At 68.9% G+C, this 15,802-nt stretch carries 13 protein-coding genes; 7 read left to right on the top strand and 6 right to left on the bottom strand.

Annotated features, from left to right (window positions below; translation table 11 throughout):
* Positions 1-58: 58 nt before the first annotated feature.
* Positions 59-727, bottom strand: coding sequence for a c-type cytochrome (locus ACLSSQ_RS06155; RefSeq protein ID WP_232058827.1), 669 nt, complete (start codon positions 725-727; stop codon positions 59-61).
* A gap of 57 nt (positions 728-784) precedes the next feature.
* Positions 785-1,330 carry an oligoribonuclease gene (orn, locus tag ACLSSQ_RS06150; RefSeq protein ID WP_416244068.1) on the bottom strand — a complete coding sequence of 182 codons (546 nt, stop codon included), beginning with the start codon at positions 1,328-1,330 and terminating at the stop codon, positions 785-787.
* 140 nt (positions 1,331-1,470) lie between these two features.
* On the opposite strand from orn, the gene ACLSSQ_RS06145 reads away from it, so the two are divergent.
* The 4 genes from ACLSSQ_RS06145 (at position 1,471) to rlmF (ending at position 5,211) form a co-directional block, all read left to right on the top strand.
* Entirely contained in the window at positions 1,471-2,742 is a 1,272-nt protein-coding gene (locus tag ACLSSQ_RS06145; protein ID WP_416244067.1) for a M48 family metallopeptidase, read from the top strand.
* A gap of 11 nt (positions 2,743-2,753) precedes the next feature.
* Complete coding sequence (locus ACLSSQ_RS06140; protein ID WP_014238236.1) at positions 2,754-3,089, top strand: 4a-hydroxytetrahydrobiopterin dehydratase; 336 nt, start codon at positions 2,754-2,756, stop codon at positions 3,087-3,089.
* Positions 3,086-3,973: a ribosome small subunit-dependent GTPase A gene (rsgA, locus tag ACLSSQ_RS06135; protein ID WP_130458861.1), complete on the top strand. Its 888-nt coding sequence runs from the start codon at positions 3,086-3,088 to the stop codon at positions 3,971-3,973. Before ACLSSQ_RS06140 ends, rsgA begins: the two co-directional genes overlap by 4 nt.
* Before the next feature lie 278 nt (positions 3,974-4,251).
* Positions 4,252-5,211, top strand: a complete 960-nt coding sequence (gene rlmF, locus ACLSSQ_RS06130) for a 23S rRNA (adenine(1618)-N(6))-methyltransferase RlmF (protein WP_416244066.1) — start codon at positions 4,252-4,254, stop codon at positions 5,209-5,211.
* A gap of 65 nt (positions 5,212-5,276) precedes the next feature.
* On the opposite strand, the gene leuA is transcribed toward rlmF, so the two are convergent.
* Entirely contained in the window at positions 5,277-6,959 is a 1,683-nt protein-coding gene (leuA, locus tag ACLSSQ_RS06125; protein ID WP_416244065.1) for a 2-isopropylmalate synthase, read from the bottom strand.
* Between the two features lie 163 nt (positions 6,960-7,122).
* Here leuA and ACLSSQ_RS06120 point away from each other — a divergent pair, with 163 nt between their 5' ends.
* Positions 7,123-7,590, top strand: a complete 468-nt coding sequence (locus ACLSSQ_RS06120) for an Lrp/AsnC family transcriptional regulator (RefSeq protein WP_130458864.1) — start codon at positions 7,123-7,125, stop codon at positions 7,588-7,590.
* Between the two features lie 73 nt (positions 7,591-7,663).
* Here ACLSSQ_RS06120 and ACLSSQ_RS06115 read toward each other — a convergent pair whose 3' ends face one another.
* The 3 genes from ACLSSQ_RS06115 to ACLSSQ_RS06105 all read right to left on the bottom strand — a co-directional run bounded on the left by ACLSSQ_RS06115 (position 7,664) and on the right by ACLSSQ_RS06105 (position 14,607).
* Positions 7,664-8,605, bottom strand: a complete 942-nt coding sequence (locus tag ACLSSQ_RS06115; protein WP_416244064.1) for a transglutaminase family protein — start codon at positions 8,603-8,605, stop codon at positions 7,664-7,666.
* 2 nt (positions 8,606-8,607) lie between these two features.
* Entirely contained in the window at positions 8,608-11,187 is a 2,580-nt protein-coding gene (locus ACLSSQ_RS06110) for a circularly permuted type 2 ATP-grasp protein (RefSeq protein WP_416244063.1), read from the bottom strand.
* A 66-nt stretch (positions 11,188-11,253) separates the two neighbouring features.
* Positions 11,254-14,607, bottom strand: a complete 3,354-nt coding sequence (locus ACLSSQ_RS06105; protein ID WP_416244062.1) for a DUF2126 domain-containing protein — start codon at positions 14,605-14,607, stop codon at positions 11,254-11,256.
* Positions 14,608-14,860: 253 nt separating this feature from the next.
* On the opposite strand from ACLSSQ_RS06105, the gene ACLSSQ_RS06100 reads away from it, so the two are divergent.
* Both ACLSSQ_RS06100 and ACLSSQ_RS06095 read left to right on the top strand, forming a co-directional pair.
* Positions 14,861-15,283, top strand: a complete 423-nt coding sequence (locus ACLSSQ_RS06100; RefSeq protein WP_152088854.1) for a ProQ/FINO family protein — start codon at positions 14,861-14,863, stop codon at positions 15,281-15,283.
* Between the two features lie 14 nt (positions 15,284-15,297).
* Positions 15,298-15,765, top strand: a complete 468-nt coding sequence (locus ACLSSQ_RS06095; RefSeq protein WP_416244061.1) for a hypothetical protein — start codon at positions 15,298-15,300, stop codon at positions 15,763-15,765.
* The last annotated feature ends 37 nt before the right edge of the window (positions 15,766-15,802 follow it).

Raw genomic sequence — 15,802 nt, 5'->3', positions numbered from 1 at the left:
TCCTGCAAAGGAGAGGGGCCCGGGCTTTTTGACGGCGCCAGACGCGGGCTGAAGCAGCTCAGCGCTTGGTGGTCAGGTAGGCGGCCACGGCCTTGATGTCGTCATTGGTCAGGGGCGCGGTGGCGATCTGCATCAGGGGATCGATGCGCTCGCCGGTCTTGTCCCGGTAACGGGTGATGGAGCGGATCAGGTATTCCTTCTGCTGGCCGGCCAGGCGGGCGATTTTCTCGTTGCCGCGGGCATCCTCGCCGTGGCAGCGCACGCACAGCTTGGCGAAGGTATCCTGGCCGCGGCGCACCAGGGCGGCGTCCGCATTGCCCGGCACCACCTTGGACTCGGAATAGAACAGGGAAATCTGCACCCGCTCGTCGTCGGACAGCACCTTGATCAGGCCCTGCATGAATTCATCCTTGCGCTGGCCGGAGCCGAACTTGCGGATCTGCTCCAGCAGGTAGGCCGGGTTCTGGCCCGCCAGGTTGGGCACTTCCGGGTACTTGCTGTTGCCGTCCTCGCCGTGGCAGTTGGCGCAGAAGAAGGAGGCCTTCTTGCCGGCGGCGACGGCGGCGGCGATGTTGATCTTCATGGCCGCCAGCTTTTCTTCCGGCGTGGTCGGGGCCGGCGCGGCGGCGGGGGCCGGGGCGGCTTCCTTCTTGGGCGGCGCGGCGTGCGCGGGCGCCGCCAGCAGCCCCAGGGACAGGCTCAGGGCAAGGGGCAGGGGAAATGCCATTCCCAGAATTTTTCTCATTGTTCCTCCCAACGTGGTAAATGTTTTTTCCGCGGATTCTCAGACCCGCAGGAATTTTTCGCGGTAGTACCGCAATTCTTCGATGGATTCGTGGATGTCGGAAAGGGCCGTGTGCAGGCCCTTCTTGGCGAAGCCCTGGGCCACCTCGGGCGCCCAGCGCCGGCACAGTTCCTTGAGGGTGCTCACATCCAGATTCCGGTAATGGAAATAGTCTTCCAGGGTCGGCATGTAGCGGGCCATGAAACGGCGGTCCTGGCCGATGGAATTGCCGCACATGGGCGTGGCACGGCGAGGCACCCACTGGGCCATAAAGGCCAGGGCCTCGGCCTCGACCTTGGCCTCGTCGGTGGCGGAAGCGCGCACCCGGTCGATCAGGCCGGACTTGCCGTGGGTGTTCTTGTTCCAGTCGTCCATGCCGTCCAGCACCGCTTCGGCCTGGTGCACGGCCCACACGGGGGACTCGGCCAGGACGTTGAGATTGACGTCGGTGACCACCATGGCCATTTCGATGATGCGATCCTGGTCCGGGTTGAGGCCGGTCATTTCCATGTCCAGCCAGACGAGGTGGTTTGCGTCCTGTGCCATAATCCGAGGAGAAACTTGCGAAGCCTCTATTTTGTCACAGCTTCATGCCGGCTGACTGCCTTCCTGCATCATCGGCCTGCCGAACCTGCCCCGGACCAGCCCCGAATCCGCTTTTTCCCTGTCGAGACGACTTTCCTGCCGTGACCTTCACCCTCGTATTCCTCGCCGCCCTCCTCCTCAGCCTGGCCCTGCGCCTGGGTCTGGCCCGGCGCCAGATCGCCCACGTCCAGGCCCACCGCGGGGCGGTGCCGGCCGAATTCTCCGCCCGCGTCTCCCTGGAGGCCCACCAGAAGGCCGCCGACTACACCGTGGCCCGCAACCGCTTCGGCATGGCCGCCACCCTCCTGGAAGCCCTGGTCCTGCTCGGCTTCACCCTGGGCGGCGGCATCCAGGCCCTGCACGGCCTGTGGCAGGGCTGGCTGCCGGACAGCCCCTTGGGCTACGGCCTGGGCCTGATCGGCAGCGTCACCCTCATTTCCGGCGCCATCGACCTGCCCTTCGCCTGGTACCGCCAGTTCGTGCTGGAGGAGCGCTTCGGCTTCAACCGCATGACCCCGGCCCTGTTCCTCACCGACCTGCTCAAAAGCACCCTGCTGGGCGCCGCCATCGGCGCCCCGGTAGTGCTGGCGGTGCTGTGGCTGATGGGCTCCATGGGCGAGAACTGGTGGCTCTACGTCTGGCTCTTCTGGTCCGGCTTCAATCTTTTGCTGCTGTTCATCTACCCGACCTGGATCGCCCCCCTCTTCAACAAGTTCGCGCCCCTGGAAGCGGGCGAACTGAAATCCCGCATCGAGGCCCTGCTGGCCCACTGCGGCTTCGCCGCCTCCGGCCTCTTCGTCATGGACGGCTCCAAACGCAGCGTCCACGGCAACGCCTATTTCACCGGCTTCGGCAAAAACAAGCGCATCGTCTTCTTCGACACCCTGCTCTCCCGCCTCTCCCCGGTGGAGGCCGAAGCGGTGCTGGCCCATGAGCTGGGCCATTTCAAGCGGCGCCACATCGTCAAGCGCATCGCCCTGCTCTTTGCCATGTCCCTGGGCTTCCTCTGGCTCCTCGGCCAGCTCATGGAAGCGCCCTGGTTCTATGCCGGTCTCGGCGTCTCGGCCCGGAACACGGCCCTGGCCCTGATCCTCTTCTTCATGGTGGCGCCGGTGTTCACCTTCCTGCTGACGCCCCTTTCCAGCCTGCTCTCCCGCCGCCACGAATACGAGGCCGATGCCTACGCGGTGGAGCACGCCGACGGCGAGCAACTGGTGGCCGCCCTGGTCAAGCTGTACGAGGACAACGCCAGCACCCTGACCCCGGACCCGCTCCATTCCCTGTTCTACGATTCCCACCCGCCCGCCGCCCTGCGCATCGCTCACATCACCCGCCTGAGCCAGCGCCGGACCGGCGCCGGGGCAACCGCCTGAAGGAAAGCGCCATGCTTCTGGACGATCTGGCCCGCGACACCTGCCGTCACCTCTCCGGCCCCCAGCACCGGCTGGACGACGCCACGGTGGCCATGCTGCTGCCCCTGCTGCCCGGCTGGAGCCGGGAGGACGGCCATATCGCCAAGACTTTCCATTTCACCGGCTATGAGGCGGCCATGCTCTTCGCCAACGGCGTCGCCTGGCTGGCCCAACGGCAAAACCATCACCCGGAACTGCAAGTGAACTACAACACCGTGCGCGTCACCTACGGCACCCACGACGTGGGCGGCCTCTCCCGCAACGACTTCATCTGCGCCGCCAAGATCGAAGCGCTGGCGGCCCTATGAGCGAGCGCATCCCAGGTCAGGTGGTGGCCGCCCACGGCCGCCAGTACATGGTGGAACTGGCCGGCGGGGAAACCCTGCTGTGCTTCCCCCGGGGCAAGAAGAGCGACATCGCCTGCGGCGACCGGGTCGAGATCAGCCGTCCGGCCAAGGACCAGGGCGCCATCGAGGCCATCACGCCGCGTAGTTCCCTACTCTACCGCTCCAACGAATACCGGCAGAAGCTCATCGCCGCCAACGTCAGCCAGGTGCTGATCGTGGTGGCCACCGAGCCGGGCTTCAGCTTCGAGCTGGTCTGCCGCACCCTGGTGGCCACCCAGGACCAGGGCGTGGCCGCCCGCATCATCCTCAACAAGTGCGACCTGGCGGACAAGATCGCCCCGGCCCGCCAGGCCCTGGCCCCCTTCGTCGCCCTCGGCGTGCCGGTGCTGGAGCTTTCCGCCCTGCACGGGGCCGAGGCCCTGCGCCCGCTCCTGGCCGGCCACACCAGCCTGCTGGTGGGCCAGTCCGGCATGGGCAAATCGACCCTGGTGAACGCCCTCATTCCCGAAGCGCGCGCCGCCACCCGGGAAATTTCCGAAGCCCTGGATTCGGGCAAGCACACCACCACCCACGCCCGCCTCTATCACCTGGACCCGGCCAAGCCCGAAGCCGGCGACCTGATCGACTCCCCCGGCCTGCAGGATTTCGGCCTGCAGCACCTGTCCCGCAGCGACATCGAGCACGCCTTCGCCGAACTGGCACCCCACCTGGGCCAGTGCCGCTTCCGCGACTGCCGCCACGACCGGGAGCCGGACTGCGCCCTGCGCAGCGCCCTCGAAGCAGGCCAGATCGACCCGCGCCGCTGGGCCGTGTTCCGCACCCTGTACCAGGGCGCCAGCAGCTAGGCAGGCCAGGGGCCAGGCAGGACGGCCATCCCGGGCATGCCATGACGGAGAGGCAGGCGGGACGCTCGTCCTGGCGGTGGTATCGGTAGAATCCGGGCCCGCCGCCGAACCGCCGCCCCGGCCGGAAACGCCGCTGCAAACCGCTCGCCTCCCTTGCTGCCCCACCCGCCGGCCTTGCCGCCGCCAGCCCAACGGCCATTCATGCCCTTCCCCACCCTTTCCCCGGCGCCGTCGCCGATCCGTGGGATACTCGCCCCCTCTCTCACCGCCCATCGCCCATGACCAATCCCGCCGCCCCCGCCAGCCCCAAGCCCGGCCTGCATCCGCGCAACCGCCACGCCCACGGCTACGACTTCGCCACCCTGGCGGCCATCACGCCCGAGCTGGCCCGCTTCATCGTCACCACGCCCGCCGGCAGCCCCAGCATCGACTTCGCCAACCCGAAGGCGGTCAAGGCCCTCAACAAGGCCCTGCTGAAAGCGGACTACGGCGTCACCGGCTGGGACATTCCCCCCGGCTATCTGTGTCCGCCCATCCCGGGCCGGGCCGACCTGCTGCACCACCTGGCCGACATGCTGGCGGAAGGCAACGAGGGCCGCATCCCCACCGGGGAGCGGGTGCGGGTGCTGGACATCGGCGTCGGCGCCAACGGCGTCTATCCCCTCATCGGCCACGCCGAGTACGACTGGCGTTTCGTCGGCGTCGATACGGAGCAGAAGTCCCTGGACAACGTGGCCCGCATCCTCGCCGCCAACGAGCACCTGGCCGGCGCCATCGAGCTGCGCCACCAGCCGGTGCCGGACAACATCTTCGTCGGCGTGCTGCGCTCCGGCGAGAAGTTCGACCTGACCCTGTGCAACCCGCCCTTCCACGCCTCCGCCGCCGACGCCCGCTTCGCGGGCGAGCGCAAGCAGAAGAACCTGGGCCAGACGCCGGGCAAGGGCGGCTCCAACTTCGGCGGCCAGGACAACGAGCTGTGGTATCCCGGCGGCGAACGGGCCTTCCTCACCCGCCTGATCGAGCAGAGCGCCGGCATCCCCAAGCGGGCCCTGTGGTTCTCCGCCCTCATCTCCAAGGCGGAAAACCTGCGCCATGTGGAAGCGGCCCTGGCCAAGGTCAAGCCCACCGCCAGCCGCATCATTGCCATGAGCCAGGGGCAGAAGCAGAGCCGCCTGGCGGTGTGGAGCTTCGTCGGCCGGGCCGAGCGGCAGAAGTGGATGCTGGCCCGCTGGGGCTAAGCCGGCAGCACAAAAAAGAACGGGGCCCGCGGGCCCCGTTTTGCATGCGGCGACGGCCGCCGGTCTCAGGCCGCCTGGTGGGTGCGGAACTGCTGGCCGCTGCGGTTGAGGCCGCTGACGATGGCCTTGAGGGAGGCGGTGACGATGTTGCCGTCGATGCCGACGCCGTAGAACTCCCGGCCGTCGCAGGCCATCTCGACGAAAGCGCAGGCCCGGGCCTCGCCGCCGTCCTGGCTCGGCGCCATGGAGCGCTCCTCGTAGCTGCGCACCTGGACCTGCAGGCCGGCGCCGCGCAGGGCATGGATGGCGGCATCGATGGGGCCGTTGCCTTCGCCGCTGAGCAGGTGGGCGGTGCCGTCGATGTCCACCGAGAGGCGGATGCCCTGGGCGCTGCCGTGCTCGAACAGGTGGTGCTCCCGGTAATGCACCGGCGCCACCGGTTCCAGGTAGGTACGGCAGAAGAGCTGCCAGATGTCGGCGGCGGTGAGTTCGCTGCCGTGGCTGTCGGCATGCTGCTGGACCACCCCGGAAAACTCCACCTGCAGGCGGCGCGGCATGACCACGCCGTACTCCGTCTCCAGCAGGTAGGCGATGCCGCCCTTGCCCGACTGGCTATTCACCCGGATCACGGAATCATAGCTGCGGCCCACGTCGGCGGGATCGATGGGGAGGTAGGGAACGTTCCACGGCGCATCCGCCTTTTGAGCGGAAAAACCCTTCTTGATGGCGTCCTGGTGGGAGCCGGAGAAGGCCGTGAAGACGAGATCACCCACATAGGGATGGCGCGGGTGAATGGGCAACTGGTTGCAGTGTTCGACGGTGCGGGCGACGGCGTTGATGTCGGAAAAGTCGAGGCCGGGATGGACGCCCTGGGTGTACATGTTGAGGGCCACGGTGACGATATCCACATTGCCGGTGCGCTCGCCGTTGCCGAAGAGGCAGCCCTCGACCCGGTCGGCGCCGGCCATGAGGCCCAGCTCGGCGGCGGCCACGGCGGTGCCCCGGTCGTTGTGGGGGTGCAGGCTGAGGATGACGCTATCGCGGCGGGCCAGGTGGCGGTGCATCCACTCAATCTGGTCGGCATAGATGTTGGGCGTGGCCATTTCCACCGTGGTCGGCAGGTTGAGGATCACCTTGTTGTCCGGGGTGGCGCCCCAGGCGGCGGTGACGGCGTCGCAAACTTCCAGGGCGAAATCGAGTTCGGTGGCGGTGAAGGTTTCCGGGCTGTACTCGAGCACCACCTCGGTCTCCGGCATCTCGGCGGCCAACTGCTTGATCAGGGTGACGGCTTCCACCGCCATGGCCACCACCTCGGCCTTGCTCATGCCGAAGACGAAGTCGCGGAAGGGCTGGGAGGTGGCGTTATAGACATGGACGATGGCCCGGGGGGCGCCCTTGATGGACTCCATGGTGCGGCGGATGAGGTGTTCCCGGGCCTGGGTGAGGACCTCGATGGTCACGTCCTGGGGGATGTGGCCGTCTTCGATGAGGCTGCGCACGAAATTGAAGTCGGTCTGGGAAGCGGAGGGGAAAGCCACCTCGATTTCCTTGAAGCCCACCTGGCAGAGGGTCTTGAACATGCGCATCTTCTTCTCGACATTCATCGGTTCGAAGAGGGACTGGTTGCCGTCCCGCAGGTCCGTGCTCATCCACATCGGCGGGGTAGTGATGACCCGGCTGGGCCACTGGCGGTCGGCGAGCTGCACCGGGGCGAAAGGCCGATATTTGCTGGACGGGTTGGACAACATGGCGGGCTCCTGAATGAATCAAACGATGGAGCAATGTTAGAGAATTCGGCCCCGCAGGTGCTTGCGTTCTTCAGCCAGAAAATGACATTTACCGCAATTTAATTGCGCTTAATCACCTATTGCACAATAATAATTTCACGCATTCACAAACCCCGGGAATTTTATGGAAATCGACCGCTACGACCGCCAGATCTTGCAGCTGCTGCAGGAGGACGGACGCATCAGCAACCAGGACCTGGCCGACCGCATCGGCCTCTCCCCCTCCCCCTGCCTGCGCCGGGTGCGGGCCCTGGAGGAGGCGGGCCTCATCACCGGCTACCGGGCCCAGCTGGACGCGAAAAAGCTGGGCCTGTCCCTGATGGCCCTGATCGGCATTTCCATGGACCAGCACACGCCGGAGCGCTTCACCAATTTCGAGGCGGCCATCGCCCAGGTGCCCGAGGTCCTGGAATGCCTGCTCATCACCGGCCAGCAGTCCGACTACCAGTTGAAGGTGGCGGTGCAGGACATGGACGCCTACCAGGAGCTGCTGCTCAACCGCATCAACCGCATCGCCGGGGTCACCGGCGTCCATACCAGCTTCGTCCTGCGCCGGGTCATCGACCGCAACACCCTGGCCGTGGCCCCCTGAAGCCCTAGCCCCGCCCGGGGCAAAAAAGAAGGGGCCCGAGGGCCCCTTCTTTTTTTATCAATGGCTGCGGCGGCTAGGCCGGCGCAGCCAGGGGCAGCACCGTCACCGCCACCTCCAGCTCATGGGCGCCGCCGCCCAGGATAACGCCGCGCATGGGGGAAACGTCGCCGAAGTCCCGGCCCCAGGCCAGGGTGATGTGGCGGCTGTCGGGAATGAGGTCGTTGGTGGGGTCCAGATCCACCCAGCCCAGGCCGGGACAGAACAGGGAAACCCAGGCGTGGGAGGCGTCGGCCCCGATCAGCCGGGGGCTGCCCGGGGGCGGCTCGGTGAGCAGGTAGCCGCTGACGTAACGGGCCGGCAGGCCGAGGGAGCGCAGGCAGGCCAGCATGAGGTGGGCGAAGTCCTGGCAGACGCCCCGCTTCCTGGCCAGCACCTCGGCCACCGGGGTGGCGACGCTGGTGGCCTGGGGGTCGAATTCGAACTCGGCGTGGATGCGCCCCATGAGGTCCCGGGCCGCCGCCAGCAGGCCCCGGCCGGGGGTGAAGGACGGCGCCGCATAGGCGGCGAAGGCGGGCCCCAGGCTGACGAAGGGAGAGGGAAAGGCGAACTGCACCGCCTCCAGCAGTTCCGCCGGCGGCGGCAGGGCGCCCCGGTACACCAGGGCCTGGCGCCAGCCTTCCCAGGGCTGGCCCGGGGGCAGTTCGCCGGCAAAGCGGGGCAGCACCTCGATCTCGGTCTCGGCCCGCACCGTGAGGCTGTCGTGGGGACCGTCGAAGGCCAGCTGGGTGACCGGATTGCCGAAGGCGTCCCAGCGCTCCAGGCGCAGGGATGGCAGGGGCTCCACCTCCAGCCGGTGTTCCCGTACCGTCTGCCAGGGCAGGGGCCGGGGCGTCAGGTGCAGCAGCTGCTGGGAGAGGGCCACCGGGGCGCCGTAGCGGTATTCGGTGGCGTGGGTGATGCGGTAGGCCGCCGCCAGGGGCGCCTCCAGGGCCGGAATAGGATCGTGCAAGGGCATGCTCAGGCCGCCACCGTCTGATGGCTGACGTCGCCCACGTGGGTGAAGTAGCGCATGGCCAGGCGGTCGGAAAGCTCCCGCACCGCCGTCGCCAGGGCCCACAGCACGGCCGCCAGGTCCTCGCAGGCATTGCAGCCGATGCAGTCGCCGCAGACGTCGCCCTGGAAGCGGGAGAGGTCCACGCTGCGCAGGCGGGCCAGCAGCAGTTCCAGGTCGTCGGTGAAGGGGGCGCCGGCCTCCCCGGCCCCGCCGCCCAGGGACTGTTGCAGGCGGCCCAGGTAGCGCCCCACCACCTGGGCCTGGAAGGCCACCGAATGGGGGTTGTCCTCGTCCAGCACCAGAAGGTCGATCACCGGCAGCAGCTCGGGCTGGGAAAGGTAGCGGGAGCGGTAGGTGATGGTGCTGTCGGCCAGCTCCAGCAGCCACTCCAGGCCGCCCTGGCCCTGGGAGCGGTCCTTGCCCTCCAGGGCGAGGAAGCCGGCGATGGCCGAGGCCAGGAAGTGCAGCCGCTCCAGGCGGCGGCCCACCACGTGGAAGCGCCAGCCGTCGTCCCGGGTCATGTTGTCCATGGTGAAGCCGGCCAGGGAGGCGCAGGAGAGCAGGGCCTGGTCGAGGCAGGCCAGGGTCTCGCCGGGCTCGGGCCGGCTTTCCTTGCTGGCCTGCATGTCGTGATTGAGGCGGTTGATGGCGTGCCAGTGGTCCATGGAGAGGCGCTCCCGCACCTGGGTGGCTGACCATTGCAGGCGCTTCAGGCCCGCCGCCAGGCCGGTATCCCAGGCGTCGTCGAAGACCGCCCGGGTCAGCCGTTCGGCCAGGGTCGGGGGCGGGGCCGGCGGCCGGGCCGCCGCCTGTTCCCCGGCCTCGTCCCGGGGCGGCAGCAGGCCCATGGCCTCGCCCACCGCCAGGGCCGCGAACAGCTCCGGCCCCGGCTCGCCGCCGGCGTCGATGAGCCGGGTCAGGGCCACCCGCAGGAAGCGGCTGGTGTGGTCGCAGCGTTCCGAATAGCGGCCCAGCCAGAAGAGGTTTTCCACCACCCGGGAAGAGAGGCTGCGACCGCCCCGCACCACGTCCCGGGCGCCGATGGAGGGTTTGAGCAGGCTGAAGGTGGACACCGGCTCGTCGGACAGCACCCAGGCGTCCTTGGAGGCGCCGCCCCGCTGCATGGAAATGACCCGGGCACCGGCGCCGCCGGCCACCCGGGCCAGGCCGCCGGGCATCACCCGGTAGCCCTGGGGCGTGGCCACGGCATAGACCCGCAGCCCCGCCGGCCGGGCCAGCAGGCGCCGCTCGTGGCTACGGCTCCAGGTGGGGGCCTGGGACAGCTGCACCAGTTCCTGGGCCACGTAGGCCTGGGGCTCGGCCTGCAGGCGGGCCAGCAGCTGCTCCCGCTGGGCACCCTTCAGGTCGGCACCAAAAATGGGGTCGAAGCGGCGGCCGGGGAAGGCCGCCTTGATCACCAGCTGGTCCAGGTGTTCGCTGGTGTACTTGAGGGCCGGCGCCTCGCCGCACCACCAGGTGGCCACCGAGGGCATCTGCAGGGGTTCCCCCAGGAGGCGCTCGCAGATGGCCGGGAGGAAGCCCGGCAACGCCCCCGACTCCACCACGCCGCTACCCAGGGCATTGGCCACCAGCACCCGGCCGGCCCGCACCGCCTGCAGCAGGCCGGGCACGCCGAGGGCGGAATCGCCGCGCAGCTCCAGGGGGTCGCAGAAGTCGTCGTCCTGGCGGCGCAGGATGGCGTGCACCCGCTTCAGGCCGGTGAGGGTCTTGAGGAAGACGGTCTCGCCCCGCACCGTCAGGTCCGGCCCTTCCACCAGGGGGAAGCCCAGGTAGCGGGCCAGGTAAGCGTGCTCGAAGTAGGTTTCGTTGTAGGGCCCGGGCGTGAGCAGCACGATCAGGGGTGGCTCGCCGCCCTCGCCGCTGTCCGGGGCGTAGTGGGCCAGGCTCTCCTGGACGCTGCGGAAGAAGCCGGCCAGGTGCTCCACTTTCAGGTCGCGGAAGAGGTCGGGGAAGACCCGGGAGACGATCAGCCGGTTTTCCAGGGAATAGCCGGCGCCGGAGGGGGCCTGGGTGCGGTCGGCGATGGCCCACCAGCGGCCGTCCGGCGAGCGGGCCAGGTCCACGGCGTAGAAATGGAGGAAGGTGTCGCCGGGCTGGCGCACCTGGCGGCAGGGCCAGAGGAAGCCGCCGTGGCCGTACACCAGGGCCGGCGGCAGCAGGCCCGAGGCCAGCAGGTCCTGGGGGCCGTAGAGGTCGGCCAGGACGGCGTTGAGCAGGGTGGCGCGCTGGGCCACGGCGGCGGCGAGCTGGCGCCACTCGTCGGCGGGGATGATCAGCGGCAGGGGGTCCAGTTCCCAGGGCCGGTCGGTGCCCTTGGGGTCGGCATAGACGTTGTAGGTGACGCCGTTTTCCTGGATGCGCCGCTGCACGAAGGCCAGGCGGGCCCGCATCTGCTCCGGCGAGGCGGCGTCCAGGTGGGAAAAGAAGGCTTGCCAGTGGGGACGCACCGCGCCGCCGGCGGCGAGCATTTCGTCGTAGCGGCCGGCGGAATCGGGATAGATGGAGAGAAGGGTGCGCGCCATGGCGTTCCGCAAAAAAGCGCGGCGGGGAAAAGGGGCGCCGCGCTGGTGGTTTTTTCCAGGGAGGGACTAGGGCCGGCCCTGGCGGCGCAAGTCTAGCGTAAACGGGAATTCCGGGTTCTGCGGCGCCGCCGCCTGGCCCCGGCCCGCCAGGGGACCCGGAGTGTGGCCCATGGGGAAGAAGCGGGCCAGGCGCCGGCTCTCGGCCTCGAAGGCATTGACCGGAAAAGCCTCGAAATTGCGCCCGCCCGGATGGGCCACGTGGTACTGGCAGCCGCCCAGGGAGCGGTCCATCCAGGTATCCACCAGGTCGAAGGTCAGGGGCGCATGAACGCCGATGGTGGGATGCAGGCAGGCGGCCGGCTGCCAGGCCCGGTAGCGCACCCCGGCGACGAACTCGCCGACGGTGCCGGTGGGCTGCAGGGGCACGGCATGGCCGTTGCAGGTGAGGCGGTAGCGGTCCGGCGGCAGGCCCGTGACCTTGACCTGGAGCCGCTCCACGGAGGAATCCACATAGCGCACGGTGCCGCCGGCGGCGCCCTCCTCGCCCATGACGTGCCAGGGCTCCAGGGCGTGGCGCAGCTCCACGGCGACGCCGCGTACGGCGAAGTCGCCGATGCGGGGGAAGCGGAATTCCAGGTGGGGCGCGAACCAGGCCGGGTCGAAGGCGTAGCCCGCCGTCTGCATTTCCGTCACCACGTCGGCGAAATCCTGGGCGATGAAGTGGGGCAGCATGAAGCGGTCGTGCAGCTCCGTGCCCCAGCGGGCCAGCCGCTCCGGGGCGTAGGGACGGGCCCAGAAGCGGGCCACCAGGGCCCGCAGCAGCAGTTGCTGGGTCAGGCTCATGCGGGCGTGGGGCGGCATCTCGAAGGCCCGCAGTTCCAGGAGGCCCAGGCGCCCCGTGGGGCCGTCGGGGGAGAACAGCTTGTCGATGCAGAACTCGGCCCGGTGGGTGTTGCCGGTGACATCGATGAGCAGGTTGCGCAGCAGCCGGTCGGTGAGCCAGGGGGCGCCTCCCTCCCCCGGCGGCGGGAACTGGCGGAAGGCGGTCTCCAGCTCGTAGAGGCTGTCGTTGCGGGCCTCGTCCACCCGCGGTGCCTGGGAGGTGGGGCCGACGAAGAGGCCGGAGAAGAGGTAGGACAGGCTGGGGTGGTTGTGCCAGTAGGAGATGAGGCTGCGCAGCAGGTCGGGCCGGCGCAGGAAGGGGGAATCGGCCGGCGTGGCGCCGCCGAGGACGAAGTGGTTGCCGCCGCCGGTGCCGGTGTGGCGGCCGTCGAGCATGAACTTCTCGGTGGACAGGCGGGTTTCCCGGGCCGCCTCGTAGAGGTGGCTGGTGCGCTCCACCAGTTCGTCCCAGGATTTGGCCGGGTGGATGTTCACCTCGATCACCCCCGGGTCCGGCGTCACCCGGAACACTTCCAGGCGCGGGTCCCGGGGCGGCTCGTAGCCTTCGAACATGACCGGCAGGCCCTGGGCCTCGGCGGTGGCTTCCACCGCCGCCAGCACTTCCAGGTAGTCCTCTAGGCAGCCCACGGGGGGCATGAAAATGTAGAGCACGCCGTTACGGGGCTCGGCGCACATGGCGGTGCGGGTGATCCAGGCGGCGGATTGGTGATGCCCCGGGACCCGCTCCCCACTTGCTTCTCCAGGCAGGCCACCCGGAGATGCGCTTGCTGCCTGCCTGCCAGGCATGGCCTCCGTGGGGATGCCCGGCATCTGCCGCCGCAGTTCGGCGTGGCGGGCCAGGGGCGCCCGGGGCGCCGCCGGGTCCGGCGGATTGAGGTAGGGGTAGTCGGACTGGCTGACCCAGGGCTGGGAATCCAGGGGCAGGCGGTAGCCCACCGGGGAGTCGCCGGGGATCAGGTAGCAGCGCTCGCTGCGCAGGAACCAGGAGCCGCTCTGCCAGCGGCCGGCGGCCGTCTTGCCCAGGGGCAGCACCTGGCCCACGGCCTGCTCCAGGCCCCGGGTGAACACCTTGGCCAGGCGCGCCCGCTCCAGGGGATCGTCGAGGCGGGTGTCGAAGGGATCCACGTTGGCCGGCAGGCGCCGCTCCCGCCACAGGTAGTAGAAGGCGTCCTCGTAGGCGGGGAACACGTGCTTTTCCTCCAACCCCAGGCGCCGCGCCACTTCGCCGAGGAAGGCGCCGGCCCGGGCGGCATCGACGCCGTAGTCCCGGGACTCGTCGGCGTACAGCTCGGGCCGCTGCCACAGGGGCTCGCCGTCCTGGCGCCAGTAGCAGTTGAGGGACCAGCGGGGCAGCTGTTCCCCCGGATACCACTTGCCCTGGCCGAAATGCATGAAGCCCCGGGGGGCGTACTTCTGCCGCAGGCGGTGGAACAGGTCGGCCGCCAGCAGGCGCTTTTTCGGCCCCAGGGCCTCGGTGTTCCACTCGGCCCCGTCCGGGTCGTCCATGGAGACGAAGGTGGGTTCGCCGCCCATGGTCAGGCGCACGTCCCGGGCCGCCAGGTCGCTGTCCACCGTCTGCCCCAGGGCTTCGATGCGGGACCACTGTTCCTCGCTGTAGGGCTTGGTCACCCGGGGCGCTTCCCAGATGCGGGTAACGCCCATGGTGTGGCCGAACTCGCATTCGCACGGCTCCAGGGCGCCGCTGATGGGCGCCGCCGAGGAAGGCTCGGGGGAGGCGGCCAGGGGAATATGGCCCTCGCCGGCGAAGAGGCCGGAGGTGGGGTCCAGGCCGATCCAGCCGGCGCCGGGCAGGTACACCTCGCACCAGGCGTGCAGGTCGGTGAAATCGGCTGCGGGACCGGAGGGACCGTCCAGGGATTTGACGTCGGCGGTGAGCTGGATCAGGTAGCCGGAAACGAAGCGGGCCGCCAGGCCCAGGTGGCGCAGCAGCTGGCAGAGCAGCCAGGCCGAGTCGCGGCAGGAGCCGGAGCCCTTGGCCAGGGTCTCTTCCGGCGTCTGCACCCCGGGCTCGAGGCGGATCAGGTAGGAAATGTCCCGGGCCAGGCGGGCGTTGAGGGCCACCAGGAAATCCACGCTGCGGCACTTCTCCCGGGAGATGGAAGCCAGATACGCCTGGAATTTCGGCGTCGCCGGCAGGGTGTACAGATAGGGCGCCAGCTCGTGCCGCTGCCAGGCCTCGTAGGCGAAGGGCACCTCCTCCGCATAGGGTTCGAGGAAGAAGTCGAAGGGATTGATGACCGACATCTGGGCCACCAGATCCACCTCCACCCGGAACTCCCGGGTCTTCTCCGGGAACACCAGGCGGGCCAGCCAGTTGGCCTGGGGATCCTGCTGCCAGTTGATGAAGTGTTCCCCCGGCATCACCTTGAGGGAATAGGAGAGGATGGGGGTGCGGCTGTGGGGCGCCGGACGCAGCCGGATCACCTGGGGCCCCAGGGCGATGGGCCGGTCGTAGCGGTAATGGGTGACGTGGTTCAGCGCGACGTGGATGGACACGGGGCGGCTCCGGGCGATGGGCGATAGCCGGATTTAGCAAGAGACGGGCCATGCCCCAGGACGGGTCACCCCCTGGAGAGGCGCATGGATACTGGGCCCCGGGCCGGCCGCCAGCCATCATCCGCACCATCCCGGAGCACGCCCGCCCCGGGCGCACCAGGAACGGGAGCCCCAGCCCCCTGTTACAGCCCAGTTGCAGCATTTTCCCTGCGTGATAACCTCCCACCCTTCCGCATTTCAACCCAACACCCAGATGACCTCTCCCGCCTTCAGCACGCCCCGCGAATTCCTCGCCGAACTGAGCGAAAAATTCCAGGTTTTCCGCGACCACCTGCCCCTGGCCATCGGCATCAACCAGCAACTGGCCGCCCTGTATCCGGAAATCGACCCCAAGCTGCTGAAGGTGAGCCTGTTCCGCCACACCAACTCGGTCCGCTACCTGAAGAACATGGAGAAGGCCACCCAGCGCCACGACCTGCAGGGCAACGCCGCCGGCGAGGTGGCCGAGGAACACCGCCAGCACGCCGCCGAAGTGCTGAAGGAACGCTTCAAGAAACAGGCCGAACAACGCCGCGCCGAAGCCGCCGCCAAGAAGGCCGAAGAAGATGCCAAGAAGGCGGAAGCCCAGCGCGCCGCCAAGCTCACCGCCCTGGCCGAAAAATTCGGCCGCAAATAAACAGGAAAACCGCCATGGCCACCAAAGCCCCCGTCAAAGCCGCCACCGCCGCCAAGCCCGCCAGCAAGCCCGTCGCCAAAGCCGCCGTAAAACCGGCAGCGAAGCCCGCAGCCAAACCCGTGGCCAAAGTTGCCGCCAAGCCCGTGGCCAAGCCGGCAGCGAAGCCGGTCGTCGCCAAGCCGGCCGCCAGCACCAAGCCCGCCACCAAGCCCGTTGCTGCCGCCAAGCCGGCGACCAAGAGCGCCGCGCCCCAGCGCCTGCTGGGTGCCGCCGACCTGATGGGCGCCCTGGACCTGGCCGACGAGTTCTACGCCATCGCCTACAACATCGAGACCTCCCTGCTCAACGGCGGCGCCGTGCCGGGCCAGGACTACACCCGCCTGGACCTCTACCAGCTGGCCCAGCCCTTCGTCCTGGAACTGTTCAAGGGCAACGAGAAGTTCTCCTACGTCTATCCGGCGGTGGAAGTGAACAAGCCCTGAGCCGTTTCCCGGCCCAAGCAAAAGGCGCCCGCGGGCG

Source organism: Azospira sp. APE16 (assembly GCF_047901315.1).
Classification (GTDB): domain Bacteria; phylum Pseudomonadota; class Gammaproteobacteria; order Burkholderiales; family Rhodocyclaceae; genus Azospira; species Azospira oryzae.
The sequence above is the reverse complement of the archived record's forward strand: the minus strand, read 5'-3'. Positions and strand labels throughout refer to the sequence as shown.

Bases quoted from the DNA above. Each gene is read 5' to 3' on its own strand.
- ACLSSQ_RS06155 (WP_232058827.1), bottom strand. From the start codon at position 727: ATGGCATTTCCCCTGCCCCTTGCCCTGAGCCTGTCCCTGGGGCTGCTG.
- orn (WP_416244068.1), bottom strand. From the start codon at position 1,330: ATGGCACAGGACGCAAACCACCTCGTCTGGCTGGACATGGAAATGACC.
- ACLSSQ_RS06140 (WP_014238236.1), top strand. From the start codon at position 2,754: ATGCTTCTGGACGATCTGGCCCGCGACACCTGCCGTCACCTCTCCGGC.
- rsgA (WP_130458861.1), top strand. From the start codon at position 3,086: ATGAGCGAGCGCATCCCAGGTCAGGTGGTGGCCGCCCACGGCCGCCAG.
- rlmF (WP_416244066.1), top strand. From the start codon at position 4,252: ATGACCAATCCCGCCGCCCCCGCCAGCCCCAAGCCCGGCCTGCATCCG.
- leuA (WP_416244065.1), bottom strand. From the start codon at position 6,959: ATGTTGTCCAACCCGTCCAGCAAATATCGGCCTTTCGCCCCGGTGCAG.
- ACLSSQ_RS06120 (WP_130458864.1), top strand. From the start codon at position 7,123: ATGGAAATCGACCGCTACGACCGCCAGATCTTGCAGCTGCTGCAGGAG.
- ACLSSQ_RS06115 (WP_416244064.1), bottom strand. From the start codon at position 8,605: ATGCCCTTGCACGATCCTATTCCGGCCCTGGAGGCGCCCCTGGCGGCG.
- ACLSSQ_RS06110 (WP_416244063.1), bottom strand. From the start codon at position 11,187: ATGGCGCGCACCCTTCTCTCCATCTATCCCGATTCCGCCGGCCGCTAC.
- ACLSSQ_RS06100 (WP_152088854.1), top strand. From the start codon at position 14,861: ATGACCTCTCCCGCCTTCAGCACGCCCCGCGAATTCCTCGCCGAACTG.
- ACLSSQ_RS06095 (WP_416244061.1), top strand. From the start codon at position 15,298: ATGGCCACCAAAGCCCCCGTCAAAGCCGCCACCGCCGCCAAGCCCGCC.